Source organism: Pseudomonas corrugata, from assembly GCF_050920615.1.
Taxonomy (GTDB): Bacteria; Pseudomonadota; Gammaproteobacteria; order Pseudomonadales; family Pseudomonadaceae; genus Aquipseudomonas; species Aquipseudomonas corrugata.
Genome location: NZ_CP130434.1, coordinates 1,809,156 through 1,831,822 on the forward strand (window position 1 = coordinate 1,809,156; position 22,667 = coordinate 1,831,822).

A 22,667-nucleotide genomic window follows, 5' to 3' on the forward strand; every position below is an offset into this window, starting at 1 on the left:
CCCTTCCAAGGAGCTCCCATGCCCTGGCAAACCCTGATTGAACATGCTGAACGACTGCCCGCCCAGCCGGACCTGGCCGAGGGCTACGCAACTTTGCTGCAACGCTTGGGGCCGGTGACGCCGTTCGAGTTGGCCGTGGCGGGTGCACGGTTGATGGCGACACCGGGGCTGGCGTTCCTGGTGGGTTATCAGGCGGCGTTGCGCGTGCTCTGGCCGAGCGCGCCCCGGAGTCTTGGCGCCCTGTGCGCCACCGAGCAACGCAGTCTGCGCCCGGCGGACCTGCAAACCCGCCTCAGCGATTTGCGCCTGAATGGGCGCAAGGATTTCGTCACCGCCGGCGACGCGGCCGAATGGCTGCTCATCGCCGCTCGCAGTGAAGGACCCGGTGAAACGCCGCGACTGAGCCTGGCGGTGGTCTATGCCGGTGAGCCGGGCGTAACCCTGGAGAAGCTGCCGGCGATCCCGTTGATGCCCGACATCAGCCACGGCCGCGTGTTGCTCGATGGCGCGCCGTGCGAGTTGCTGGCGGGGGATGGCTGGGACGCCTACGTCAAACCGTTTCGTACCCTGGAAGACATTTATGTGCTCAGCGCCATGACCGCCTGGCTGTATGGCGTAGGGCAGGAGTGCGACTGGCCGCAATCCTTGCAGTTGCGCCTGTTGGCGTTGTTGGCGGGGTGCGCAGAAGTGAGCCGCCATAACCCGTCCAGCAGCGTAGGGCATGTGTTGTTGGGCGGGCTTTTCGCGCAGTTCCAGGGCCTTGATGGCGAGTTGAATGAAGCGCTGGCCTCCGGGCCGGCGTCGTGGCGCGAGATGTGGGTGCGGGACAAAGCGGTGATGGACATGGCGGCTGGAGCTCGGGCGAAGCGGCTGGCCAAGGCGTTGGGATAGTCTTTTTTCGAGTGATAGCTAGCCCCTGTGGGAGCGAGCCTGCTCGCGATAGCGGAGTGTCAGTCACGTCAATGTCACCGGTCCGGTGCTATCGCGAGCAGGCTCGCTCCCACAGGGGACGACGCGGTCAGCAAAACTGTCATCAACCTAGACTAAGCTCGACAGGTTCAATCCTCCGAGCCCCACAGCATGTGCAAAGGCTGGTACCTGATTCCCATCCTGCTGTTCAACCTGAGCGTCCACGCCGAAGACTGGCCCGACGAGCAATGGCCAACCGGTCCGACGCCCGTCGGATCGGCCATCGAAGCCTTTGAGCAATACGCTTTTGCGCTGCGCGACGATGCCACCCGCCAAGGCATTCGCACTGACGCGCTGCTGGTGGTCCAGGACGGGCGCCTGGTCTATGAACGCTACGCCGGTTTCACCACCGCAGACACCCCGCACCTGACCTGGTCCATCAGCAAGAGCCTGATGGCGACGGTGTTTGGCGTGGCCTACGGTGAACAGCGGTTTGCCCTGCAGGATCCGGTAGCCAGGTATTACCCCGCGTTGAGCCACTCGCCGGACCTGACCCTGGCCGATCTTTTCCATTGGGCCTCGGGCCTGGACTGGCAGGAAGACTACGAATACGCACCGCTCCATTCCTCGGTGGTGGCAATGCTCTACACCCGGGGACGCCGCGACATGGCGGCGTTCACTGCGCAGCACGAGCGCTACCGTCCACCGGGGGAGTCGTTCCGTTATTCCAGCGGCGACAGCAACCTGTTGGCGGCGGCATTGAAAAATATCGTCGGCCCGGCGCGATACCCCGACTACCCCTGGACGGCGCTGTTCGAACCGCTGGGCATCCGCCATGCTGTCTGGGAAACCGATGCCAGCGGCACCTTTGTCGGTTCGTCCTACGCCTACCTCACAGCGCGCGACCTGGCCCGTGTCGGCTTGCTGATGCAGCGCGATGGCCGTTGGGGCGAGCGGCAACTGATACCCAGGGATTGGGTGGCGTTCAATCGCGAACCCTTCGCCCGGTTCCAGGCCGGCCAGGACGAGGCCGTGCCCGGCGGACACTGGTGGCTCAACCGCGCCGTCGACCCCACCCTCCGTCCCTGGCCCGATGCGCCGGCAGACACCTACGCCGCGCTTGGACATTGGGGGCAGGCGCTGTATGTCATCCCCAGCGCCCGGCTGGTCATCGTGCGTTACGGCGACGACCGCGACGGCAGCTATCGCCATAACGAATTGCTCAAGCGCGTCATGGCGGCGTTCGCCGCGGCGGTGCAACCATGAGACGCAGGCCGTTGCTGACCTTGATGGTGGCGTTGCTTATCGCGCTGCTCAGTTGGATCTGGATCGATCGGGTGGCGCTGCGTGCATTCCCCGACATCATCAGCGCCTACACCGCCAAAGAGTATTGTTCGTGCCGCTACGTGATGGGGCAACCGGCGGAGTACTGCCGGGGCTACGTGAAGCAATCGGTACCCATCAGCGATTTTCTCGAAACTCCTGAAACGAAGCGCGTGACGGTCGCCGGGTTGGGGCGCAGCCACAGCGCGCGGTGGTTGGGGGAGCGGCAGGGGTGTCGGTTGGAACCATGAACTTGGTGCAACGCGAACCCAATATGGCAAGCGGATGGATCTGCGGCTAGGGGACTCATCTGTGGCTAGGGGATATTTTTCTGTGGCGAGGGGATTTATCCCCGCTGGGTTGCGAAGCGACCCCAGGATCTATCAGCCACTGCGATGAATCAGGCTGGACGCAAGGGGGGTTGCTTCGCAACCCAGCGGGGATAAATCCCCTCGCCACAGATGAGTCCTCTGCCACAGATAAATCCCCTAGCCACAAGGAGTCTGCTGGCCGGGCGATTGGTTAAACAGACAGTTTGCAAGCGTCCTCGGCCCGGTTAAGGTTCGCCACAGGTTTATCTGTCCTCCGAGTGTGTATGTTCAAGCGGTTTCTTTCCCTCGCTGTCGCGACTTTGCTGCTGGCCGGCGCTGTGCTGCCTGCCCGGGCCGACTGGTACCTGGACGGTGAGTCGTCAAGGTTGTCGTTTATCAGCAGCAAGAACGGCAATGTTTCCGAGGTCCAGCGCTTCCTGGTGTTGCATGGTCAGGTCCAGCCCAAGGGGTTGGCGCGGCTGGAAGTGGAGCTGGAGTCGATCAATAGCGGCATCCCCCTGCGAGATGAGCGCATGCGCGCCGAACTGTTCGACATCAAGCAGTTTGCCGAAGCCACCATCACTGCACAGATCGACCTGTTGCCGATTCAGGACCTGGCCAACGGCGCACAGCTGGAGCTGCGCCTGCCGCTGACTGTGGACTTGCATGGCAAACAACATGAGTACAACGTCGAACTCCTGGCGACGCGGCTGGATGAGCGCCGCTTCCAGGTGGTGACCCTGGAGCCGGTGGTGCTCGACGCGGCGGACTTCGACCTGGCGCCGGGGCTGGAGACGTTGAGAAAAATGGCCGGGCTGTCGGCCATCAGCCTGTCGGTACCGGTGAATGCGGTGCTGATCTTCACGGCGCGCTGACATGAGTGGCCCGGTCTTTCCATGGCGTGAAGGCAATCGGTTCGAGCTGTTGATTGACGGCCCGCAGTTCTTTCCACGCATGCTCGTGGAAATCGCCCGTGCCCAGGAGCAAGTCGAACTGGAGCTGTACCTGGTGGAGGCGGGCGCCTGCGCCGAAGCGATGGTCCAGGCCCTTGTCCAGGCCGCTGAGCGCGGTGTCCGGGTGCGTTGCCTGTTCGATGACTACGGCAGTCTGGCGTTTACTCTTGGCCTGCGTAATCGTCTGATCGAGGCCGGTGTGGAACTGCGTTTCTACAACCGCCTGAGCTGGCGCCGCTGGGTGCTTAACTTCTACCGCGACCACCGCAAACTGTTGTTGGTGGACCAGCGTCTGGCGGTGGTCGGCGGTACCGGGGTGACCGACGAGTTCTGGAACCCTGTCGACGACCGCAGCGAGTGGCATGAAGTGATGGTGGAAATCGTCGGCCCGCTGGTGCTGGACTGGCAGATGTTGTTCGATCGCCAGTGGCTCGCCAACCGCCATCGCCAGGCCTGGAAGCCCGCTTCCAATTTCGGCCTGCCGCGTCTGCCCAGGGTTCCACCGGCGGGCGAGGGCATGGGCCGGGTGGCGTATGCGGATGCCCGTCAGCACCGCGATATCCTGCAATCATTGTTCCGGGCCTTGAACAGCGGCCAGAAACGCATCTGGATGGCGACGCCGTACTTCCTGCCGACCTGGAACGTGCGCCGATCCTTGCGCAAGGCCGCAGCCCGGGGCATAGACGTACGGCTGTTACTCACCGGCCCGCGCACCGACCATCCGTCCGTACGCTACGCCGGGCACCGGTACTACCCGCGCCTGCTCAAGGCCGGCGTGAAGATCTTCGAGTACCAGCCGTGTTTCCTGCACTTGAAGATGGTGCTGGTGGACGACTGGGTCAGCATCGGTTCCTGCAATTTCGATCACTGGAACCTGCGCTTCAACCTGGAGGCGAACCTCGAAGCCCTGGATTCCCGGCTCAGCCGTGCAGTAGCGGCAAGCTTCGAGCAGGACTTCACCCAAAGCCTGCAAGTCAGTCTCGACGCCTGGCAGCGCCGACCGTTGTGGAAGCGCCTCAAGCAGCGGTTGTGGGGGTTGGTGGACCGGTTGGTGGTGAATCTGCTGGATCGGCGGGGCTGATCCAGACACCCATAAACAACTGTGGGAGCGAGCCTGCTCGCGATAGCGGTGAATCAGTCAACCACTCAGTTGGCTGACATACCGCTATCGCGAGCAGGCTCGCTCCCACAGGGGAGTCATGTCGCTCTGGAGTCAGAGCAACTCAAAACTCTGCTGCTTCACATCCTGGGAGTCCAGGCCGATCTGCACGTTGAATTTGCCTGGTTCAGCCGCATACTTGAGCTGGGCGTTGTAGAACTTCAGGTCGTCTTCGCTGATGGTGAAGTGAATGACCTTCTTCTCGCCCGCCTTGAGCATCACCTTCTGGAAGTTCTTCAGTTCCTTCACCGGGCGGATGATCGAGCCGGTCACGTCCTGGATGTACAGCTGCACCACGGTTTCGCCGTCACGCTTGCCGGTGTTCTCCACGGTCACGCTGGCGTCGAGCTTGCCGGTCTTGTTCAGCGTGGTGGAGGACAGGGCCATGTCTGACAGGCTGAACTCGGTGTAGCTCAGGCCGTAGCCGAACGGGTACAGCGGGCCGGTGGTGTCATCGAAGTACTGCGAGGTGTAGTTGCCTGGCTTGCCCGGGGTGAACGGACGGCCAATGCTCAGGTGGTTGTAGTAGGTCGGAATCTGACCCACCGAGCGTGGGAAAGTGATTGGCAGTTTGCCCGACGGGTTGTAGTCGCCGAACAGCACGTCGGCGATGGCGTTGCCGCCTTCGGTGCCGCTGAACCAGGTTTCCAGGATCGCATCGGCCTGCTGCTTTTCTTCCCGCAACGAAAGCGGACGGCCGTTCATCAGTACCAGCACCAGCGGCTTGCCGGTGGCCTTCAGGGCCTTGATCAATTCGCGCTGGCTGGCGGGGATGTTCAGGTCGGTGCGACTCGACGACTCGTGGGACATGCCCCGGGACTCACCCACGGCGGCCACTACCACATCGGCTTGCTTGGCGGCTTCTACCGCTTCGTCGATCAGCACCTGCGCCGGGCGCGGATCGTTCACCACTTCCGGTGCGTCGAAATTGAGGAAGTTCAGGTAGTCGAGCACCTTCTTGTCGCTGGTGATGTTGGCGCCACGGGCGTAGATGAACTTGGCGTCACCGCCAAGGGCACGGCTCATGCCATCGAACAGGGTGACCGACTGCGCAGGGCGACCGGCGGCGGCCCAACTGCCCATCATGTCGATCGGTGCCTTGGCCAGCGGGCCGACCAGGGCGATTTTTGCGTTCTTCTTCAGGGGCAGGGTCTGGTTGCGGTTTTCCAGCAGGACCATGCTGCGGCGTGCCACGTCGCGGGCATCGCTGCGGTGCAGTCGGCTTTCGGCGTAGGTGTCGGCCGGGTCATCCTCGGCCTTGCCGATGCGCAGGTACGGGTCTTTGAACAGCCCCATGTCGTACTTGGCGACGAGCACTTCACGCACGGCGTTGTCGATGTCGCTCTGCTCGATCTCGCCGGATTTGAGCAGTCCAGGCAATTCCTTGCCATACAGCGAGTCGTTCATGCTCATGTCGATGCCGGCCTTGATCGCCAGTTTTGCCGCTTCGCGGCCGTCCCGGGCGACGCCGTGCTTGATCAGTTCGAAGATGGCGCCATGATCACTGACGGCCAGGCCCTTGAAGCCCCATTCCTTGCGCAGCAGATCGTTCATCAGCCAGGTGTTGGCCGTGGCCGGCACGCCGTTGATGGAGTTCAACGCGACCATCACTCCGCCGGCACCGGCATCGATGGCGGCGCGGTAAGGAGGCAGATAGTCCTGGTACATTTTCACCGGGCTCATGTCCACGGTGTTGTAGTCCCGGCCGCCTTCGACGGCACCGTACAAGGCAAAGTGCTTGACGCTGGCCATGATGCTGTCGGCCGCGTTGGCGCCGCTGCCCTGGAACGCCTTGACCATCACCCCGGCAATGCGCGACACCAGGTAGGTGTCCTCACCAAAGCCCTCGGAGGTCCGGCCCCAGCGTGGGTCACGGGAAATATCGACCATCGGCGCGAAGGTGATGTCCAGGCTGTCGGCCGCGGCTTCCTTGGCGGCGATGCGGCCGGAGTGGTAGATGGCGTCCATGTCCCAGCTCGAAGCCAGGGCCAGGGGAATAGGGAAAATGGTGCGGTGACCGTGGATCACGTCATAGGCGAAGAACATCGGGATCTTCAACCGGCTGCGCATGGCCGCGTCCTGCATCGGGCGGTTTTCGGCGCGGGTGATGGAGTTGAACGTGCCGCCGATGTTGCCGGCGGCGATTTCCTTGCGGATCATCTCCCGGGGCATTTCCGGGCCGATGCTGATCAGGCGTAACTGGCCGATCTTTTCCTCGAGGGTCATTTGTTTCATCAGGTTGCTGATGAAAGCGTCCTTGTTCTCTATGGGGGCTGGCAGGTTGTCGGCTAATACGGATTGACTGGCCAGACTGACAAACAGGCCCAGCAAACACAGCTTCTTCATGAATAGTTTTCTCGCAGGCCCAAAGGCGGTAATCAGGACACGCCGTCAGCCAAAATGTGAGGAGTGGCTATTGTTGTTCGGTCAAATGCAGCACACTTTCGAACCCATGGGGCTGAACTTAGTTTCGCACCGCGCATCTTTTAGCCCATCGATCCGTTTCAATCCAGTGTGGCGGCAGATTATGCCCCAGACACTGGGGATAGGTGGTCGTGTTTTCCAATGTAAAGGCAAGGGAGAGCTTCACCTGATGAATCTACGAATGAACCACCGAAGCGGCTTGCAAATGCTGGCCCTGATGCTGTTCACCTCGCTGCTGGCCGGCTGCGGAATCAACACTATTCCGACCCTCGACGAACAAGCCAAGGCTGCCTGGGGTCAGGTACAGAACCAGTACCAGCGCCGCGCCGATCTGATCCCGAACCTGGTGGAAACCGTCAAGGGCTATGCCGAGCATGAGCAGGAAACCCTGACCGCCGTCATCGAGGCGCGGGCCAAGGCCACCTCGATCCAGGTCGATGCCAGCACTCTGGACAACCCTGAGAAACTCAAGCAGTTCCAACAGGCCCAGGATCAGTTGACCGGTGCGCTGAGCCGCTTGATGGTGGTGTCCGAGCGCTATCCGGACCTCAAGGCCAACCAGAACTTCCTGGCGCTGCAATCGCAGCTCGAAGGCACCGAGAACCGTATCGCCGTGGCCCGCCGCGACTTCATTCTGGCGGTGCAGAAGTACAATACCGAGATCCGGACCTTTCCGGGGCGGTTGTGGCACAGCGTGATGTACAGCGACCTGCCGATCCGCGAAACCTTCGAGGCCACTAGTCCCGACGCCGAAAAAGCGCCGCAGGTGAAATTCTGATCGATACCCGGCAGCCTGAAGCGTTGTGGGAGCGGGCTTGCTCGCGAAGGCGGCAGCACATCCAATAATGTTGCCCGCTGACCCACCGCTTTCGCGAGCAAGCCCGCTCCCACAGAGGTTCCAATGCGTGTGTTGAAATTTGGCCTGGTGCTGTTGCTCTGGGTGTTTGCAGTCACGGCCCAGGCCGAGTTGAAGTTTCCGGCGCTGACCGGGCGGGTGGTGGACACCGCCCAACTGCTCCAGCCAACGGTGCGCGATCAGCTGGACGCGCAGCTCAAGGCCCACGAGCAGGCGACCGGCGAGCAGGTGGTCGTTGTCACGCTGCCGGACCTGCAAGGTTCCAGCATCGAAGACTTCGGCTATCAGTTGGGGCGCCACTGGGGCATCGGGCAGAAGGACAAGAATAACGGCGCACTGTTGATCGTGGCCCGGGACGACCGGAAACTGCGGATCGAAGTGGGCTACGGCCTGGAAGATCGCCTGACCGATGCCCAGAGTTCGGTGATTATCAACCAGATCATCACTCCGGCCTTCAAGACCGGCAACTTCAACAAAGGTATCAGTGACGGCGTGGCGGCGATGCTGGTGGTGCTGGGGGGCAGCCCACTGGAAGCGCCGGCCGCTGCATACGCTTCAGGCGAGCAGGAGGAGGGTGACTTCGTCTCGCGTCATCCGTGGACGTTCGTGATGCTGGTGATGCTGTTCATCGTCACGATCATGGTCGGCCAGGTGCTGGGGATCCTGCCTGCCGGACGGGGCGGCTCCAGCGGCTCGAGCGGAGGCGGCTTTGGCGGCGGCGGTTTCGGCGGTGGCGGGGGGGGCGGTTTCAGCGGTGGCGGTGGCAGTTTCGGGGGCGGCGGTTCGTCGGGCGGCTGGTGACAATAATAATGAGCAGGCACTTTTAACCATGGCATTACTGACTGAACACGAACAACGCAAGGTGGCCGAAGCCATCGCCCGGGTCGAGCGGGACACTGACGCCGAACTGGTCACGGTGCTCGCGGCACGTGCCGACGACTATGCTTACATCCCGTTGCTATGGGCCAGCCTGCTGGCCCTGGTGGTGCCGGGGGTGCTGTATTACCTGTCGGGCTGGTTGACCATGCACAGCCTGCTGCTGGTGCAATGGATCAGTTTCATCGTGCTGTGCCTGGTGTTTCGCATTCCGAAGGTCACCACCCACCTGATCCCTCGCTCGGTGCGCCACTGGCGGGCTTCCAACCTGGCTCGCCGACAGTTTCTCGAACAGAACCTGCACCACACCGTGGGCAGTACCGGAATGCTGATCTTTGTCAGCGAGGCCGAGCGTTACGTGGAGATCCTGGTGGACGAGGGTATTTCCAAACGCCTCGACAACCGGAACTGGGATGCCATTGTCGCGGCCTTCACCGAGCAGGTCCGCCAGGGGCAGACGTTGCAAGGCTTCGTGACCTGCATCGAAGCCTGCGGCGAATTGCTCAAGACGCATGTCCCGGTGACTCATGAGCGCAATGAGCTGCCGAACCGGTTGGTGGTGCTGGGCTAGAACCTGCCGGCGGAACACATTGGGGGAGGAAACTGTGGGGAACCTGTGGGAGCAAGGCTTGCCCGCGATGAAGGCGCCTCGGTCCCAGGGTAGGCTGCGGCGATAACTTCATCGCGGGCAAGCCTTGCTCCCACAGATAAATCCCCTCGCTACAAGAATTCCCCGTGCCCTGACACTTCATTCCTCTTAAAATACCCACCACTCCCGATCCGTCCGTCCCGAGGCCGCTTTTTCATGTCCGTCACTGCAACTCCCGCCCGTCCCGCGCCGGATCATCACGCCCAGTTCATTGAATTGCTGCAGGCCAGCCTCGAACAGAACGCGTTCATCAAACTGGTGCTGGCCAGGCATGTCGGCGACGAAGCGGACCTCCAACGACTGATCATCAAGCAGCTGACGGTCAAGGAGCAGCCTTGCCTGTCCTTCGTCTATCGTTACAAAACCCGCGACATCACCAAGAATTTCCCTCTGGCCGAGGGCGTGGCGGCCATCGCTGCGTTGTTGCCGACGTCTTTCAAGAACGCACATTTGCTGGCGGTCACCGACGAGGCGCAGCTGGAATACAGTAAAAAAGGCAAGTCTTCACTGTTCAGGAGCAAGCCCCAGCAATTGCGCGAAGTACCCTCGGTGGAACACAACCGTGAGAAAAACCGCTTCCTCGACCTGAGCCGACCGTTCCTGGCCGACCTGGGCGTGACCAACCACAAGCACGAGCTGATCCCGGCCATGTCGCGCAAGTGGAAGCAGATCAACAAGTTCATTGAGGTCTTCAGCCATGCGTTGACTTCCTCGCCTCTTGCCCTGGACAAACCGGTGCGGGTGTCGGACTTCGGTTCGGGCAAGGGCTACCTGACCTTCGCCATTCATGACTACCTGCGCAACACCCTGCAGGCCGAAGGCGTGGTGACCGGCGTCGAGTTGCGCGAGGACATGGTCCGGCTGTGCAACGAAGCCGCCGCGCGCCTGGAACACCCGGGCCTGAGCTTCCAGCACGGCGATGTGCGCAGCGTGGCGCCGGGCGCGGTGGACGTGATGATCGCCTTGCATGCCTGCGACATCGCCACCGACTATGCGATCCACATGGGCATTCGCTCGGGCGCTTCGATCATCATGTGCTCGCCGTGCTGCCACAAGCAGATCCGCTTGCAGATCCAGAGCCCGGCGCTGCTCAAGCCGATGTTGCAATATGGCCTGCACCTTGGCCAACAGGCGGAAATGGTCACCGACAGCCTGCGGGCGCTGTTCCTGGAAGCCTGTGGCTACGAAACCAAGGTGTTCGAGTTCATTTCCCTGGAACACACCAACAAGAACAAGATGATCCTGGCGGTCAAACGCGCCACGCCGGTCGATCCGGCCGAACTGCTGGCGAAGATCAAGGAACTGAAGGCGTTCTACCACATCAGCGAGCACTGCCTCGAAACGCTGCTGCGGGCGGACGGTTATCTCGCCTGAAGCGGGACAGATGCAACGCCGTGGGAGCATAGCTTGCTCGCGATGAACGACGACTCAATTGTTTTGCTGAACCTAGGCGCTGAATCGCAAGCAAGCTTTGCTCCCACAGAGCAACATTCGACCTCCATCGTCGTGCAGCCCGTCAGATGACGGGTAAAGCCTCCCCCACCGGACTACCTTTAATGCGTTCACCCCTCACGCATTCCAAAGGAGTCCAACCCATGGCCGCTAAGAAAATCCTGATGCTGGTCGGCGATTATGTCGAAGACTATGAAGTGATGGTGCCGTTCCAGGCCCTGCAGATGGTCGGCCATACCGTGCACGCGGTGTGCCCTGACAAGACCGCCGGGCAGACCGTGCGCACGGCTATCCACGACTTCGAAGGCGACCAGACCTACAGCGAGAAACCGGGCCACCTGTTTACCCTTAATCATGACTTTTTCGGTGTCGGCGTGGCTGACTATGACGCGCTGCTGATCCCCGGCGGGCGGGCGCCGGAGTACCTGCGCCTGAATGAAAAAGTCTTGCAACTGGTGCGCGATTTCGACGTGGCCGGCAAGCCGATCGCTGCGGTGTGTCACGGCGCGCAAGTGCTGGCGGCGGCGGGCATTCTGGAAGGGCGTGAATGCAGCGCTTATCCGGCCTGTGCCCCGGAAGTACGCCTGGCGGGCGGGACCTTTATCGACATACCGGTGAGCGAAGGTCATGTCCAGGGCAACCTGGCGACCGCACCGGCCTGGCCTGCTCATCCGAACTGGCTGGCGGGATTCCTGACGTTGTTGGGCACGGCCATCACTCTGTAGCGGGATCGACTGGCAGAGCCGGCGGGGCAGGTCTTTACTCTTGAGGCTCTTGACCTTTCAAGGAAATGATCATGTCCGGATGGTACGAAATCAGCAAAAACAGCAGTGGCCAGTTTCGGTTCGTGCTCAAGGCCGCCAACGCCGAAACGATCCTGACCAGCGAGTTGTACACCAGCCGCAGCGGTGCCGATGGTGGCATCGCCGCGGTGCAGAAGAACTGCCCGCTGGCCGAGCGTTATGAGCTCAAGGACACCAGGGATGGCCATCCCTACTTCAATCTCAAGGCCGCCAACCATGAGGTGATTGGCAGCAGCGAAGCCTATTCATCGGAGGCCGCCCGGGACAAGGGTATTGCCAGTGTCAAGGCGAACGGGCCGACCACGATGATCAAGGACAAGACCCTGTTGGCAATGTAGGAGCTGCCGCAGGCTGCGAGCTTTTGCTTTTGATATTCCACCCAGGATTCAATTGATTGTGGAAGGATCGCAGCCTCGTCTCACTCGGCAGCTCCTACACCTCCACCGGTACCGACAGCTTCGGATCGCCCAACGGATGGCTCTTGGCATCGAAGAACCGCAGCTCGATGTCCAACCCTTGGAACAGCTTGGCGTAGTGGCGCTTCTGGTGCTGGATGAATGCCTGGCTGCGGGGGTAGATCGAAATGGCCATGAGGCGGGGTTTCGCCTGGTGCAGGGCGCGGATGATGTGCTGGTCCTGCTCGCCCAGGGCGTGGCCGAACAGACACAGGTTGTCGCCATGGTGCAGCAGTTGGTCGTAGCAGAATGACAGGTAGTCGGAACTGCGGATGGTCTTGAGCTTGTCCTTGCTCGGGCCTTCATTGACGAACAACGGTACGTCGTCGAGGGTCTTGAGGGTGTTGTTGATGGCGAAATTGCCCAGCAGCGTGCCTTCGGTGGATGTGAGCTTACGCGCCGTGCCGTCCTGGTTGCGCACCAGGTGAAGACCGCCGTGCAGATACAACAGGCGCGGTTTGTCCGTGGTCACTTGGCTCAGATCGAAACTGTGGTCGGCGCCAGTGAACAGATCGGTAAGGGGTTGTGGCCCATGCTGGATCGCCCAGTGGTTGAGCAGGTCGTAGTTGGTGGTGAACACCGTGGCATACCGGCTCAACTCCTGGTTCAGCGTCGTCAGGGTCGACGGCTGTACCAGTCGCCATGGGATATGCACCGCGTGCACGGTGTTGATCAATGCTTCCTTGATCGCGTAGTAGCGATTGCGCGGAGCGGCTGAGCTGACGGCGAGGGCCTTGTTGACGCGGCTGGTGGTTTTCAGTGCACCGAGTACCTGTTCGAAGCTGCGGGTCTGCAGCGCGTCGAACACGCTCAGCTCCGACGGCGTCAGGGGTTTTTCCTCGACGGTGCGGGCGTTTTCGAACAGCGAGTCGTAGCCGAAATCATCCCATACGGCGCGGCTGGCACCATTGCCCACCAGCAACCCGCTGAAGGGAGTATGGGCGCGCAGGGTCTCCCAATCTTCAAGCCGGGCGTCGTATTCCTGGAAGTCGGTCATTGGAAAGTCATCTCAAAACGTGGCAAGGGCAGGGCGCGACTTTATCACGACCGACTCTTGAGCCAGATCAAGGAACGGCGTGACTGACTGGTCAATCCTGTATGCCCGTGCCTATCCGGCCTCTTTCAGGAGCGTGTCCCCATGAGTAGCACTTTTTTCATTCCCGCCGTGAACGTCATGGGGCTGGGTTGCCTTGACGAAGCCATGACCGCCATTCGCAACTATGGTTTTCGCAAAGCCCTGATCGTGACCGACACGGGGCTCGCCAAGGCCGGTGTTGCGGGCAAGGTGGCCGACCTGCTGGCGCAGCAGGACATCGAATCGGTGATTTTCGACGGTGCCAAGCCCAACCCGAGCATCGCAAACGTCGAGAATGGCCTGGGATTGTTGAAGGAAAGCCGATGCGACTTCGTCGTGTCGCTGGGCGGCGGTTCGCCCCATGATTGCGCAAAGGGCATTGCCCTGTGCGCCACCAATGGCGGGCAGATCCGCGACTACGAGGGTGTCGACCGGTCGGGCAAGCCGCAATTGCCGCTGATTGCCATCAATACCACTGCCGGTACCGCCAGTGAGATGACTCGCTTTTGCATCATCACCGACGAATCGCGCCATGTGAAAATGGCGATTGTCGACCGCAACGTGACGCCGCTCATGTCGGTCAACGACCCGGCGTTGATGGTGGCAATGCCCAAGGGGCTGACGGCTGCGACGGGCATGGATGCGCTGACCCACGCGGTCGAGGCTTATGTGTCCACGGCCGCCACCCCGATCACCGACGCCTGTGCCCTGAAAGCCATCACCTTGATCAGCAATAACCTGCGGCTGGCGGTGCGTGACGGTAACGATCTGGCGGCACGGGAGAACATGGCCTACGCGCAGTTTCTAGCCGGGATGGCATTCAACAATGCTTCGCTGGGTTTCGTGCATGCCATGGCCCACCAGTTGGGTGGTTTCTATGATTTGCCCCACGGCGTGTGCAACGCGGTGCTGTTGCCCCATGTGCAGAGCTTCAATGCCTCGGTGTGCGCCACACGCCTGACCGATGTGGGCCGTGCCATGGGTGTCGATACGCTCCGATCCAGCCCGGAAGAAGGCGCCCAGGCCGCCATCGCCGCGATCGTCAGCCTGGCCCGGGACGTGGAGATTCCGGCCGGCTTGCGTGAGTTGGGCGTGCGCCTCGTTGACGTGCCGGTGCTGGCCGCCAACGCTCTGAAGGACGCTTGCGGCCTGACCAACCCGCGGGCGGCGGATCAACGGCAGATCGAGGAAATTTTCCGCAACGCGTTTTAAAGACCCCGGGGCGGCATGGCCTTCACGCAGGCCATGGCCGCCACCGCAACAACGTGCACAACGTCGCCAACGGCCAGGCCTGTTGACTCGATATACCGATGCCCTGGATCAACCTGAACGCCAGGAACCCCTCTACCGAGGTACCAAACGGCAGGGCCAGGTTGCCCAGCCCGTACAGCCCCAATAATGCCGCCAGCAAGACCGGTTTACGCCCCAGGCGTTCGCTCAGGCTGCCCCATGCCAACATGGGCAGCGCCATGCCGATCAGGTAAACCGACAGGCCCGAGGACACCCGGGACGCATCGGCCACAAGACCCCGGGCAATATCAGGCAGTGCGGGTAAGTAGACGCTCATTCCCGGTTGTGCCAGGAAAACAGAGTGCAAGTGACGATCAGGGTGTACGGCTTTATCATCGAGGACTCAAGTCAGGGGCGGATATCGCGCCCGTGGGCCTGCAGCAGGTTGGTGATCTGTTCGCAAAAAGCCCGGATCACGCTCGTTTCCATGTCAGCACGCAGGGTTATGCGTATGGCCGCCTTGTCTTGTGGTACCGCGGGGAAAAACACTGCCGAAGTGAAGTACCCCAGTTCAGCCAGCTCAACCGCCAGGCGGCTGGCCAGGGCGGCTTCACCACAGGGCACCAGGCGTATCGCCATCGGGTTGCCGTGTTGTTCGGTACGGACAAGGTTGTCGAAGAAGCGGATATTAGCCTGCAAACGTTCCTGTAACGAGACCAGCTCCCGGCTGCGATGCAGGCGGATTGAGGCCATGCCGGCCCCAATGGCCGCTGCGTTCAAACTCTGGGACCAGTTGCTCGGTCCACCGTAACGTTGCACCAGTGTCTTATGCCGTTCGCTGCCGAACATGACCAACCCGCCACTGGCACCGAACGATTTGGCCAGTGAGGCGACGATCAGGGTGCGCTCGTCTACGGCGGGAAGACGCGGGCGAACCAGCCCCGCACCGCATTTCCCGACGGTGGACAACGCGTGGGAGTCATCCAGGTACAGGAACAGACCGTACCGCTGTTTGAGAAACAGCAGGCTGTCCAGGTCCGCCATGCCGCCCATGCTGTAGGCACCGTCAGTCACATAGGTGACGTTGCGCTCTCGTTTGCACAGGTCCTCGATGAAGTCCATGTCGTTGTGCGGACAGGTGATGACCCGGGTTTCATCGGCGCAGGCGGTCTTGAAGTAGTTCATCGAAGAGTGGGCACGCTTGTCGAACACCATGACAGGGGGACGATTGCCCGTCAGCGCACCGCTGGCCAGCAGCGGCAGGATTCCGGCGCTGGCCGCGCTGCAGGACAGGGCACTCAGGCAGCTGGCGCCGAACAGTTCCGACAGTTGGGTTTCGTACTGCGCCAGGATCGCCAATTTGCAGCGACTCTTCGAGTCGGCGACACGCAGGGTTCCGGTGTCCCAGAGTGCAGTCATGGCGCCATCCAGCACGGCGGGATGATAGTCCAGGCCCAGATAGGACGTTGTACAGAAGTGATGAAGGGTACGGCCGTACTGGTCGACGAGAACGTTGGGTGTCTTGACCTCGACGTTGAGCCCCGAGATTTTTCCGGCTTCGGCGCACTGCCAGTCCTGATCTGCGAGGGATATGACCTTTCGGTAGTTGGTGAAACGATGGGTAGGTTGCGCGATCTGGTTCATGGTGCAATTACATTCCTTGGTTGAGAGGTGCTGTCCGTGGGTTGTTTCAATATCTGTGTGTTTCCGGACTTTACAGACCACCGCACAGGGCTTTGAATCGGCTGTTTCCGGCGTATTTGAGGGCTGCCGGAGTCTTCCGTGTAGGACCTTGCCTATGGACGTGGACGGGAAATCCCTTCGGGGGAGTCGGAGCATGCCGGGTTTATCTGGATGTTCCCGGATCCGCTGCGTTTTCCTTGGCTTGGGCCGCTGTCAAGGCATAGGCAAACGGGCGTAACATCCACTTCTTTTTACGGAGGTCGCCTGTCGATGCTCTCAGGCCTCAATCACTTGACCTTGGCGGTCACCGATCTGGATCGAAGCGTCGAGTTCTATCGCGAGTTGTTGCAACTGCGTCTCGAGGCACTGTGGGAAGGCGGGGCATATCTGTCCCTGCCCGGATTGTGGTTGTGCCTGTCTGTCGATCCTCAACGTAAAACCGAACCCGGGGCGGACTACACCCATTACGCATTCGGCCTGGCAGCCGAACACTTTCCGGTGCTGGTGGCACGACTGAGCGCAGCGCAGGTAACGTCATGGCGGGACAACCGCAGCGAAGGTGATTCGTTTTATTTTCTCGACCCGGACGGGCATAAGCTTGAAATTCATGTGGGGGACCTCGCGTCCCGGCTGGAGGCCTGCCGAAAGGCTCCTTATGCCGCAATGGCGTTCTTCACGACGCCGTGATCGACCGGCTGTCATACCGACTAGCAAATAGATGGCCTATTGCAATCAATTTCTCGGGTGACCTGATTGCCTGCGCTATTCTCTGTTTTATCGTGGGTGTACGTCCGATCACCCAATTCGTCCACCGCTGCATTCTCCGGATGGCTTCCAGCTCCATGGATACTCGAGATTCCGCGCCGCTGGCCAGCTACATAGACCTTTTGCTGGACGCCGTGTGTGCCGTCGACGGCCAGGGGTGTTTCGTATTTGTCAGTGCCGCCTGCGAACGCATTTTTGGTTATACCCCCCAGGAGCTGATCGGTCGGCCGATGATCGAACTGGTTCACCCTGGCGACCGCCAGCGTACCCTCGAGGCGGCGCGGGAGATCATGGACGGCGAGCCCAAGCTCAACTTCGAGAATCGCTACCTGCGCAAGGACGGTCGGGTGGCGCATATCCTGTGGTCTGCGCGTTGGTCAGAAATTGATCAATTGCGCATTGCCGTGGCCCGTGACATTACCGAACGCAAACAGGCCGAGTCCCGACAGGCAGCGCTGTATGCCATTTCCGAAGCGGCCCATGTCGCGGCGGATCTGCTGGCGTTGTTCAAGCGTATCCACCTGATTATTGGCGAATGGTTGCCGGCGCTGAACTTCTCGGTGGCGCTGTACGATGAACAATGCGCTCAATTGAATTTTGCCTATCACGTCGACGATCAGGAGCAGCAACCCGAACTGCCGGGGACAATCACCGGGCGCTTGTGCACCGAGGTGATCCGAAGTGGTCAGCCGATCTTGCTGGCATCTGATTGCAATCCACTGCCACCGGTTTTTTTCGACATCGTGGCGCAGCCGGGCGCGCCGTGCTGGCTGGGTGTGCCGCTGAACTCGCAAAACGGCACGATTGGCGCGCTGATCCTCAAGAGTGCTCAGGATAATGAGCGCTACACCGAGGAGGACATGGAGTTGCTGCAGTACGTCTGTGCGCAGATCACCATCGCCATCGAGCGCCAGCAATTGCACGCTCGCTTGCAGCGTATGGCGCAATACGACCAACTGACCCAGGTAGCGAATCGCGAGTTGCTGCGTGAACGGTTCAAAGCCGCACTGGCGAGTGCCCGCACAGCGTCAGGGCGCATGGCATTGCTGTATATCGACCTGGACCGCTTTAAACAGGTCAACGACACTTATGGTCACAGCGTCGGTGACATGTTGTTGCAAGCAGTGGCCAGTCGGCTCCAGGGCTGTGTACGTGATTCCGACACAGTCGCGCGTATTGGCGGCGATGAGTTCGTAGTGTTGCTCCATAGCATCCAGGCTCTGGAAGATGCCCAGGGCGTGCAGGAAAAAATCCGTCAGGCGCTGACCCAGCCATTGCGCCTGGATGGACACTGGCTGAGCATCGAACCGAGCATCGGCGTGGCCTGTTTCCCAGACCATGGTGTCGAAGACGTGGCGCTGTTCCGTCACGCCGACGAAGCGATGTACGCCGCCAAGCGTCAGAATCACAGAGTCCTTGGCACCTGATTGCACGTCACCGTTCGTCGTGGCGCTGCTTGTTTATTCAAACCTTGCGCCCCTGATTCTTTCGAATGTCAGGCGGGCCCTGCTCGCCAACATCCACGCATCTGGAGGGCCAGACCATGCCGGATTTACGCCACATTCATCCCGCAAACTTCGCCCACGATCGAACCAAGGTGTCCGAAGCGGGTCGCAAAAGTGGGAGAACCACCATCATGACCGTCGACAAGCCCCCATTGAAAGCCGAAATCGGTCGCTGAGCAGTCATTGGTGGTTCTGATTCAGAGGCAGGGAGACCTGCCCGAACTTTTTATTACGAGGAGGGCGCGACCATGAGCCGGATGGCCACCTTTTTTCGCACCACCAGTCTCGTTGTGCTGATGGGCCTGGGTGCCAACAGTGCCTGGGCCCAATCGCCTGCCGAATTCATCAACGATGCCTCCGCCAAAGGCATGGCCGATATCGAGGCCAGTCGCATGGCCCACGGCAAAGCCGAATCCAGGGAGGTAAAGGACTACACCATCATGGTGATCAACGACCGCACCACCGCCAATCAGCATCTGGCAAAGATTGCGAAAAAACTCGACTTGCCTGTCGCTCCGCGGGAGGAAGTCGCTGACAAAGCCAAGACTATGATTCCGCAGATGCAGGAAGGCGAGTCGTTCGAAGCCGCTTATGCCGCTAGCCAGGTCAAGGCCACCGAGGAAGCCATCGCGCAGATCGAGCAGGAGGCCCAGACCACCGAAGTGCCGGAAATCAAAGCGTTTGCCGATGAAACCCTGCCTAAATTGCAGACCCACCTGGAAATGGCGAGGGCGCTGCAGGCCAGTCGCTGATCGTGGCACGTCCTATCTTCAGGGCCGGGGCATTCGCCCCCGGCTTGTCTTGCCCGCTGAAAGGAGAACCTCGATGTCAACACGCCGAGACCCCAACCAATACGCGATGCAGAACCCGCTGACCCAATATCCTCGCCCGCCTTTTCCCGACCAGCCGCAATCGCCGCCTGGCATCGATCAGGAGATGGTGCCCAAGCCCGATCATGGTGAAAAAAGCTATCAAGGCTTCGGCCGTCTGGAGGGTCGCAAGGCGCTGGTGACCGGCGGCGACTCGGGTATCGGCGGCGCGGCAGCCATTGCCTACGCCCGGGAGGGGGCTGACGTGGCCATCAATTACCTGCCCAGCGAAGAGCGTGACGCTCGGCAAGTCATCGAACTGATCGAAGCCGAAGGCCGCAAGGCCATTGCGATTCCCGGTGATCTCAAGGACGAAGCCTTCTGCGTCCAGTTGGTGAGGAGCGCCCACGAGCAATTGGGGGGCTTGGATATCCTGGTGAACGTTGCCGGTAAGCAGGAGGCGCAAAAGGACATCGCCGATATCACCACCGCGCAATTCGATGACACCATGAAAACCAACATCTACGCGATGTTCTGGATCTGCAAGGCCGCGGTGCCGCTGATGCCGGCAGGGGCAACGGTCATCAATACCGCCTCGATCCAGTCTTACGATCCGTCCGCGACGCTGCTGGACTACGCCACCACCAAGGCTGCCATCGTGGCATTCACCAAGGCATTGGCGGGGCAGGTGATCAGCAAGGGCATCCGTGTCAACGCCGTGGCGCCCGGACCGATCTGGACGGTGCTGCAACCCAGCGGCGGACAACCCCAGGAGAAAATTCCTACCTTTGGCTCCCAGGTGCCGATGAAGCGTCCCGGACAGCCGGCCGAATGTGCGCCGTTGTATGTGCTGTTGGCGTCTCAGGAGTCGAGCTACATCACTGGCGAAGTCTTCGGTGTGACGGGGGGTAATCCGCTGCCTTGAGGCTCGTTCAGGATGTTCAGGATGCGCGAGTGGCGCCATACCACTCGCGCATCGTGATCAACACTTATTCAGATCGATCTTGTTCTTCTTCTCCAACCCTTCAAGACTTTTAGCCTCGTCTTGTCCCATGGTTTGGTAATGCTTCCTCAGCGCTTCCAGTTGCTTGAGGTCCAGCGCCTCAAGCCCGAGCATTGCGTTTTGCGCTTCGCTGGTCGCGCGCAACAACTCGTCGATCTTTAGGTGCAGGATATCGGTGTCGCGGTTTTGCGTGTTCTGGATCAGGAACACCATCAGGAAGGTAATGATCGTCGTGGACGTATTGATGATCAGTTGCCACGTATCGTTGAACTTGAACAGAGGCCCGCTCAAGGCCCAAAGCACCAGTAGCACGATAGCCCCCAGAAATGTCTTGGGGCTCCCCGCCCAAAGGGACAGTTTTTGCGCGATTTTGGCGAAGGTCATTGCTGTGTTCCTTATGGGATTGCACCTGTCTGGTGTGACAGCAACGAAGTGGTGAAAATTCTACTTACATTTGACGGCGCCCTTGGGCGAACGTCTATCGTCCTGGCTGAAGACTTCCGCAACCATTTGCCGTCTGCATCGGTCTCTGCTTAAAGCCCTCAGCCGGAGTACACCATGAACCTTACGCGCACGTTCTGTCTCGCCTGCAGCCTGATCGTCCTGCAAGGCTGTTTCGACAACTCGGACAATGAAACCAAGGACAACACCGACGGCACCAAGTCTTCGGTGCAGATGAAAGAGTCCGACGCCCAGAAAAAATAGACATGGACCCGCCATCCCTGTGGGAGCGAGCCTGCTCGCGATGGCGATGGTTCAGCAACATTGGCGTTGCCTGGCACACCGCTATCGCGAGCAGGCTCCCACAGGTTTCGTATCCAGGCGCCAGCTTTTTATCGCCCTTGCTGCAACACCTTGAGTGCCGCCGAAGCCAGGAACCCGGAGCGGCTCTTTTCTTCAGGATGATGCAGAACGTATTCATCGATACGGTTAAGCAGGTAACCGGGCAGGGTGATATTGAGTTTCTGCGCCTTGCCCAGGTACTTGGTCACATCAATGTCCACTAATGCCCAGGTACAACCGGCATAGTGCGGATTGGCCGCGTGAACGGTGACTTTACTGGCTGACGGAATCGGCGAGCCGTCTTCGGCGAGTATCTCGAAATGACCTTCGATGGCCTCGCGGGCCATGGCCATGGCGTCATCCAGATCATCGCCTGCAGAAAAGCATCCGGGAATATCCGGTACTTCAACACCCCAGGCGTGTTCTTCATCACCCATGGAAATCGCAATCGGGTACAGCATGTTGATCGTCCTCCGGGAACGCAGGGCAACGGGGGTGTGGAGCAGAGCCTGTTGCAGAATACTAATGGCCGTTTTCTTGAGCAGGTCCTTCTTCGGGTGAGAAACGGTGACCAGTCCCGGTTTGGTCGGGTGCTTGAAATGATGATGGCGGCCTCGAACCCGCACCAGGTACCAACCGTCCGCGAGAATTTGGCTTATCAGAAATTGGCTGTTCACATCACCTCCGTGTGGTGAGCTTGGTGGTGACTATACCTACTATTATTTTGTGATCAACACTATAACCACCATGCCGAATTGGACGGGCAGACGTGTTCATCGCAACGAAGTCTAGAAGTCGCGGCAGATAAGGCCGGGGGGAGAGGGGGCGGGATTATTACCGGATATGAAAGGACGGGGAAAAAACGTAGCGAGAGAGCTTGCTCCCGCTGGACCGGGAGACGGCCCCGGACTGAAGGCTCACAAGGGCGAGCCTTTGCGATCATCCGCAGCTATGCCTGTTGTACGAACGTCACCCGCACCGCAAAACCAATCAACAGGCTCCCAAACAGCCACTGCTGCAGACGCTGAGCGGAAGGGGAACGCTGCAACCAGCGCCCAAGCGCCACCCCCACCAGTGCGTAGGTGCAGTCGAACAGCAAGCCAACGCCCACCAGGGCCACGCCGAGAGTTGCAAATTGCCCAAGTACCGGGCCGCCCTGCGGGTCGATGAACTGCGGCAGCAAGATCGAACAGAACAGCAATGCCTTGGGATTGAGCAGGTTGGTCAGCAAACCGCGCCGAATGGCCTGGCCCCAACGCTGCTTTGCGGGTTCGATACCGGCCGCTTCAAGGCTTGGCAACAAACGAGTCCGCAGGCATTGAAAGCCGATCCATAGCAGGTAGGCAGCACCGACCAGGCGCACCGCATCGAACGTCCAGGGAGCGGTCTTGAACAATGCCGAGAGCCCCAGTGCGGCTAATGCGACATGACATCCCCGAGCGATTCCCAACCCCACCGCCGTCGCCAGTGCCGGGCCTTTACCCTGACGTGCACCGGTTTGCAGCAACAGAATCATGTCGGGGCCCGGCAACAGGTACACCACCGTCAAGGCCATCAGGAACAACCAGAACTCTGCCATGCCACGCCTCCTCCATAACATTTGAGAGTGCCAGTCTAAGGTGGGAGGGCAGGGCAGGTGGTTGC

Annotated in this window: 23 protein-coding genes and 2 pseudogenes; 17 read left to right on the forward strand and 8 right to left on the reverse strand. The window is 60.5% G+C overall.

The genetic code is table 11. From position 1 onward, the window contains the following. The first annotated feature begins 18 nt into the window (after positions 1-18). The 5 genes from QZH45_RS08170 (at position 19) to QZH45_RS08190 (ending at position 4,577) form a co-directional block, all read left to right on the forward strand. Complete coding sequence (locus QZH45_RS08170) at positions 19-891, forward strand: acyl-CoA dehydrogenase family protein (protein ID WP_024780683.1); 873 nt, start codon at positions 19-21, stop codon at positions 889-891. A gap of 189 nt (positions 892-1,080) precedes the next feature. After that, entirely contained in the window at positions 1,081-2,175 is a 1,095-nt protein-coding gene (locus QZH45_RS08175; protein ID WP_053194269.1) for a serine hydrolase domain-containing protein, read from the forward strand. Next, positions 2,172-2,483, forward strand: a complete 312-nt coding sequence (locus QZH45_RS08180; protein WP_024780685.1) for a hypothetical protein — start codon at positions 2,172-2,174, stop codon at positions 2,481-2,483. The genes QZH45_RS08175 and QZH45_RS08180 overlap by 4 nt, the downstream gene beginning before the upstream one ends. 344 nt (positions 2,484-2,827) lie before the next feature. Continuing rightward, entirely contained in the window at positions 2,828-3,418 is a 591-nt protein-coding gene (locus QZH45_RS08185) for a YceI family protein (protein WP_024780686.1), read from the forward strand. A gap of 1 nt (position 3,419) precedes the next feature. Further along, entirely contained in the window at positions 3,420-4,577 is a 1,158-nt protein-coding gene (locus tag QZH45_RS08190; protein WP_055135174.1) for a phospholipase D-like domain-containing protein, read from the forward strand. A 132-nt stretch (positions 4,578-4,709) separates the two neighbouring features. On the opposite strand, the gene bglX is transcribed toward QZH45_RS08190, so the two are convergent. Continuing rightward, positions 4,710-7,001, reverse strand: coding sequence for a beta-glucosidase BglX (bglX, locus tag QZH45_RS08195; protein WP_024780688.1), 2,292 nt, complete (start codon positions 6,999-7,001; stop codon positions 4,710-4,712). 247 nt (positions 7,002-7,248) lie between these two features. Here bglX and QZH45_RS08200 point away from each other — a divergent pair, with 247 nt between their 5' ends. The 6 genes from QZH45_RS08200 to QZH45_RS08225 all read left to right on the forward strand — a co-directional run bounded on the left by QZH45_RS08200 (position 7,249) and on the right by QZH45_RS08225 (position 12,053). Then, a complete protein-coding gene (locus tag QZH45_RS08200; RefSeq protein ID WP_024780689.1) occupies positions 7,249-7,857 on the forward strand; it encodes a LemA family protein in 609 nt (202 codons plus the stop codon). A gap of 123 nt (positions 7,858-7,980) precedes the next feature. Continuing rightward, positions 7,981-8,736, forward strand: a complete 756-nt coding sequence (locus QZH45_RS08205) for a TPM domain-containing protein (protein ID WP_024780690.1) — start codon at positions 7,981-7,983, stop codon at positions 8,734-8,736. A gap of 28 nt (positions 8,737-8,764) precedes the next feature. Next, complete coding sequence (locus tag QZH45_RS08210) at positions 8,765-9,382, forward strand: TPM domain-containing protein (protein WP_024780691.1); 618 nt, start codon at positions 8,765-8,767, stop codon at positions 9,380-9,382. A gap of 234 nt (positions 9,383-9,616) precedes the next feature. Further along, complete coding sequence (locus QZH45_RS08215; protein ID WP_024780692.1) at positions 9,617-10,834, forward strand: class I SAM-dependent methyltransferase; 1,218 nt, start codon at positions 9,617-9,619, stop codon at positions 10,832-10,834. A gap of 221 nt (positions 10,835-11,055) precedes the next feature. After that, entirely contained in the window at positions 11,056-11,637 is a 582-nt protein-coding gene (locus QZH45_RS08220; RefSeq protein ID WP_053194271.1) for a DJ-1/PfpI family protein, read from the forward strand. A gap of 71 nt (positions 11,638-11,708) precedes the next feature. Next, a complete protein-coding gene (locus tag QZH45_RS08225) occupies positions 11,709-12,053 on the forward strand; it encodes a YegP family protein (RefSeq protein WP_024780693.1) in 345 nt (114 codons plus the stop codon). A gap of 94 nt (positions 12,054-12,147) precedes the next feature. Here the strand turns inward: QZH45_RS08225 and QZH45_RS08230 are convergent, their stop codons facing one another. Then, positions 12,148-13,167 carry a DUF4917 family protein gene (locus QZH45_RS08230; protein ID WP_055136224.1) on the reverse strand — a complete coding sequence of 340 codons (1,020 nt, stop codon included), beginning with the start codon at positions 13,165-13,167 and terminating at the stop codon, positions 12,148-12,150. A 141-nt stretch (positions 13,168-13,308) separates the two neighbouring features. On the opposite strand from QZH45_RS08230, the gene yiaY reads away from it, so the two are divergent. Beyond that, complete coding sequence (gene yiaY, locus QZH45_RS08235) at positions 13,309-14,457, forward strand: L-threonine dehydrogenase (protein ID WP_024780695.1); 1,149 nt, start codon at positions 13,309-13,311, stop codon at positions 14,455-14,457. An 88-nt stretch (positions 14,458-14,545) separates the two neighbouring features. Here the strand turns inward: yiaY and QZH45_RS08240 are convergent. Further along, positions 14,546-14,871 (reverse strand): annotated as a pseudogene (locus QZH45_RS08240) (MFS transporter); the annotation flags it as partial. A 12-nt stretch (positions 14,872-14,883) separates the two neighbouring features. After that, positions 14,884-16,119 carry an aminotransferase class I/II-fold pyridoxal phosphate-dependent enzyme gene (locus tag QZH45_RS08245; protein ID WP_024780697.1) on the reverse strand — a complete coding sequence of 412 codons (1,236 nt, stop codon included), beginning with the start codon at positions 16,117-16,119 and terminating at the stop codon, positions 14,884-14,886. Between the two features lie 309 nt (positions 16,120-16,428). Here QZH45_RS08245 and fos point away from each other — a divergent pair, with 309 nt between their 5' ends. The 4 genes from fos to QZH45_RS08265 all read left to right on the forward strand — a co-directional run bounded on the left by fos (position 16,429) and on the right by QZH45_RS08265 (position 20,162). Next, on the forward strand, positions 16,429-16,845 hold the full coding sequence (gene fos / locus QZH45_RS08250; protein WP_024780698.1) for a fosfomycin resistance glutathione transferase: 417 nt from the start codon (positions 16,429-16,431) through the stop codon (positions 16,843-16,845). 155 nt (positions 16,846-17,000) lie between these two features. Continuing rightward, on the forward strand, positions 17,001-18,350 hold the full coding sequence (locus QZH45_RS08255; protein ID WP_024780699.1) for a sensor domain-containing protein: 1,350 nt from the start codon (positions 17,001-17,003) through the stop codon (positions 18,348-18,350). A gap of 326 nt (positions 18,351-18,676) precedes the next feature. Then, entirely contained in the window at positions 18,677-19,180 is a 504-nt protein-coding gene (locus tag QZH45_RS08260) for a DUF4142 domain-containing protein (RefSeq protein ID WP_024780702.1), read from the forward strand. A 73-nt stretch (positions 19,181-19,253) separates the two neighbouring features. Further along, positions 19,254-20,162 (forward strand): SDR family oxidoreductase, encoded by a 909-nt coding sequence (locus QZH45_RS08265; protein WP_055136072.1) that lies wholly within the window; start codon positions 19,254-19,256, stop codon positions 20,160-20,162. A gap of 57 nt (positions 20,163-20,219) precedes the next feature. On the opposite strand, the gene QZH45_RS08270 is transcribed toward QZH45_RS08265, so the two are convergent. Then, positions 20,220-20,624 (reverse strand): low affinity iron permease family protein, encoded by a 405-nt coding sequence (locus QZH45_RS08270; protein WP_024780701.1) that lies wholly within the window; start codon positions 20,622-20,624, stop codon positions 20,220-20,222. 174 nt (positions 20,625-20,798) lie between these two features. Between QZH45_RS08270 and QZH45_RS08275 the strand changes: the two genes are divergently transcribed. Continuing rightward, positions 20,799-20,945 carry a hypothetical protein gene (locus QZH45_RS08275; RefSeq protein WP_167355729.1) on the forward strand — a complete coding sequence of 49 codons (147 nt, stop codon included), beginning with the start codon at positions 20,799-20,801 and terminating at the stop codon, positions 20,943-20,945. Positions 20,946-21,073: 128 nt separating this feature from the next. Here QZH45_RS08275 and QZH45_RS08280 read toward each other — a convergent pair whose 3' ends face one another. From QZH45_RS08280 to QZH45_RS08290, 3 genes and pseudogenes are all read right to left on the reverse strand, one after another. Further along, the gene (locus QZH45_RS08280; RefSeq protein WP_024781311.1) at positions 21,074-21,484 is read right to left on the reverse strand and encodes a type II toxin-antitoxin system HicB family antitoxin; all 411 of its coding nucleotides are present in this window, start codon (positions 21,482-21,484) and stop codon (positions 21,074-21,076) included. 105 nt (positions 21,485-21,589) lie between these two features. Beyond that, positions 21,590-21,700: pseudogene (locus tag QZH45_RS08285) on the reverse strand (type II toxin-antitoxin system HicA family toxin); the annotation flags it as partial. A 272-nt stretch (positions 21,701-21,972) separates the two neighbouring features. Further along, entirely contained in the window at positions 21,973-22,602 is a 630-nt protein-coding gene (locus tag QZH45_RS08290) for a LysE family translocator (RefSeq protein ID WP_055136071.1), read from the reverse strand. Positions 22,603-22,667 lie beyond the last annotated feature (65 nt).

What these genes read in the sequence shown, in the direction of transcription:
- QZH45_RS08170 (WP_024780683.1), top strand. Translation starts at nt 19, where the DNA reads ATGCCCTGGCAAACCCTGATTGAACATGCTGAACGACTGCCCGCCCAG.
- QZH45_RS08175 (WP_053194269.1), top strand. Translation starts at nt 1,081, where the DNA reads ATGTGCAAAGGCTGGTACCTGATTCCCATCCTGCTGTTCAACCTGAGC.
- QZH45_RS08180 (WP_024780685.1), top strand. Translation starts at nt 2,172, where the DNA reads ATGAGACGCAGGCCGTTGCTGACCTTGATGGTGGCGTTGCTTATCGCG.
- QZH45_RS08185 (WP_024780686.1), top strand. Translation starts at nt 2,828, where the DNA reads ATGTTCAAGCGGTTTCTTTCCCTCGCTGTCGCGACTTTGCTGCTGGCC.
- QZH45_RS08190 (WP_055135174.1), top strand. Translation starts at nt 3,420, where the DNA reads ATGAGTGGCCCGGTCTTTCCATGGCGTGAAGGCAATCGGTTCGAGCTG.
- bglX (WP_024780688.1), bottom strand. Translation starts at nt 7,001, where the DNA reads ATGAAGAAGCTGTGTTTGCTGGGCCTGTTTGTCAGTCTGGCCAGTCAA.
- QZH45_RS08200 (WP_024780689.1), top strand. Translation starts at nt 7,249, where the DNA reads ATGAATCTACGAATGAACCACCGAAGCGGCTTGCAAATGCTGGCCCTG.
- QZH45_RS08205 (WP_024780690.1), top strand. Translation starts at nt 7,981, where the DNA reads ATGCGTGTGTTGAAATTTGGCCTGGTGCTGTTGCTCTGGGTGTTTGCA.
- QZH45_RS08210 (WP_024780691.1), top strand. Translation starts at nt 8,765, where the DNA reads ATGGCATTACTGACTGAACACGAACAACGCAAGGTGGCCGAAGCCATC.
- QZH45_RS08215 (WP_024780692.1), top strand. Translation starts at nt 9,617, where the DNA reads ATGTCCGTCACTGCAACTCCCGCCCGTCCCGCGCCGGATCATCACGCC.
- QZH45_RS08220 (WP_053194271.1), top strand. Translation starts at nt 11,056, where the DNA reads ATGGCCGCTAAGAAAATCCTGATGCTGGTCGGCGATTATGTCGAAGAC.
- QZH45_RS08225 (WP_024780693.1), top strand. Translation starts at nt 11,709, where the DNA reads ATGTCCGGATGGTACGAAATCAGCAAAAACAGCAGTGGCCAGTTTCGG.
- QZH45_RS08230 (WP_055136224.1), bottom strand. Translation starts at nt 13,167, where the DNA reads ATGACCGACTTCCAGGAATACGACGCCCGGCTTGAAGATTGGGAGACC.
- yiaY (WP_024780695.1), top strand. Translation starts at nt 13,309, where the DNA reads ATGAGTAGCACTTTTTTCATTCCCGCCGTGAACGTCATGGGGCTGGGT.
- QZH45_RS08245 (WP_024780697.1), bottom strand. Translation starts at nt 16,119, where the DNA reads ATGAACCAGATCGCGCAACCTACCCATCGTTTCACCAACTACCGAAAG.
- fos (WP_024780698.1), top strand. Translation starts at nt 16,429, where the DNA reads ATGCTCTCAGGCCTCAATCACTTGACCTTGGCGGTCACCGATCTGGAT.
- QZH45_RS08255 (WP_024780699.1), top strand. Translation starts at nt 17,001, where the DNA reads ATGGATACTCGAGATTCCGCGCCGCTGGCCAGCTACATAGACCTTTTG.
- QZH45_RS08260 (WP_024780702.1), top strand. Translation starts at nt 18,677, where the DNA reads ATGAGCCGGATGGCCACCTTTTTTCGCACCACCAGTCTCGTTGTGCTG.
- QZH45_RS08265 (WP_055136072.1), top strand. Translation starts at nt 19,254, where the DNA reads ATGTCAACACGCCGAGACCCCAACCAATACGCGATGCAGAACCCGCTG.
- QZH45_RS08270 (WP_024780701.1), bottom strand. Translation starts at nt 20,624, where the DNA reads ATGACCTTCGCCAAAATCGCGCAAAAACTGTCCCTTTGGGCGGGGAGC.
- QZH45_RS08275 (WP_167355729.1), top strand. Translation starts at nt 20,799, where the DNA reads ATGAACCTTACGCGCACGTTCTGTCTCGCCTGCAGCCTGATCGTCCTG.
- QZH45_RS08280 (WP_024781311.1), bottom strand. Translation starts at nt 21,484, where the DNA reads ATGCTGTACCCGATTGCGATTTCCATGGGTGATGAAGAACACGCCTGG.
- QZH45_RS08290 (WP_055136071.1), bottom strand. Translation starts at nt 22,602, where the DNA reads ATGGCAGAGTTCTGGTTGTTCCTGATGGCCTTGACGGTGGTGTACCTG.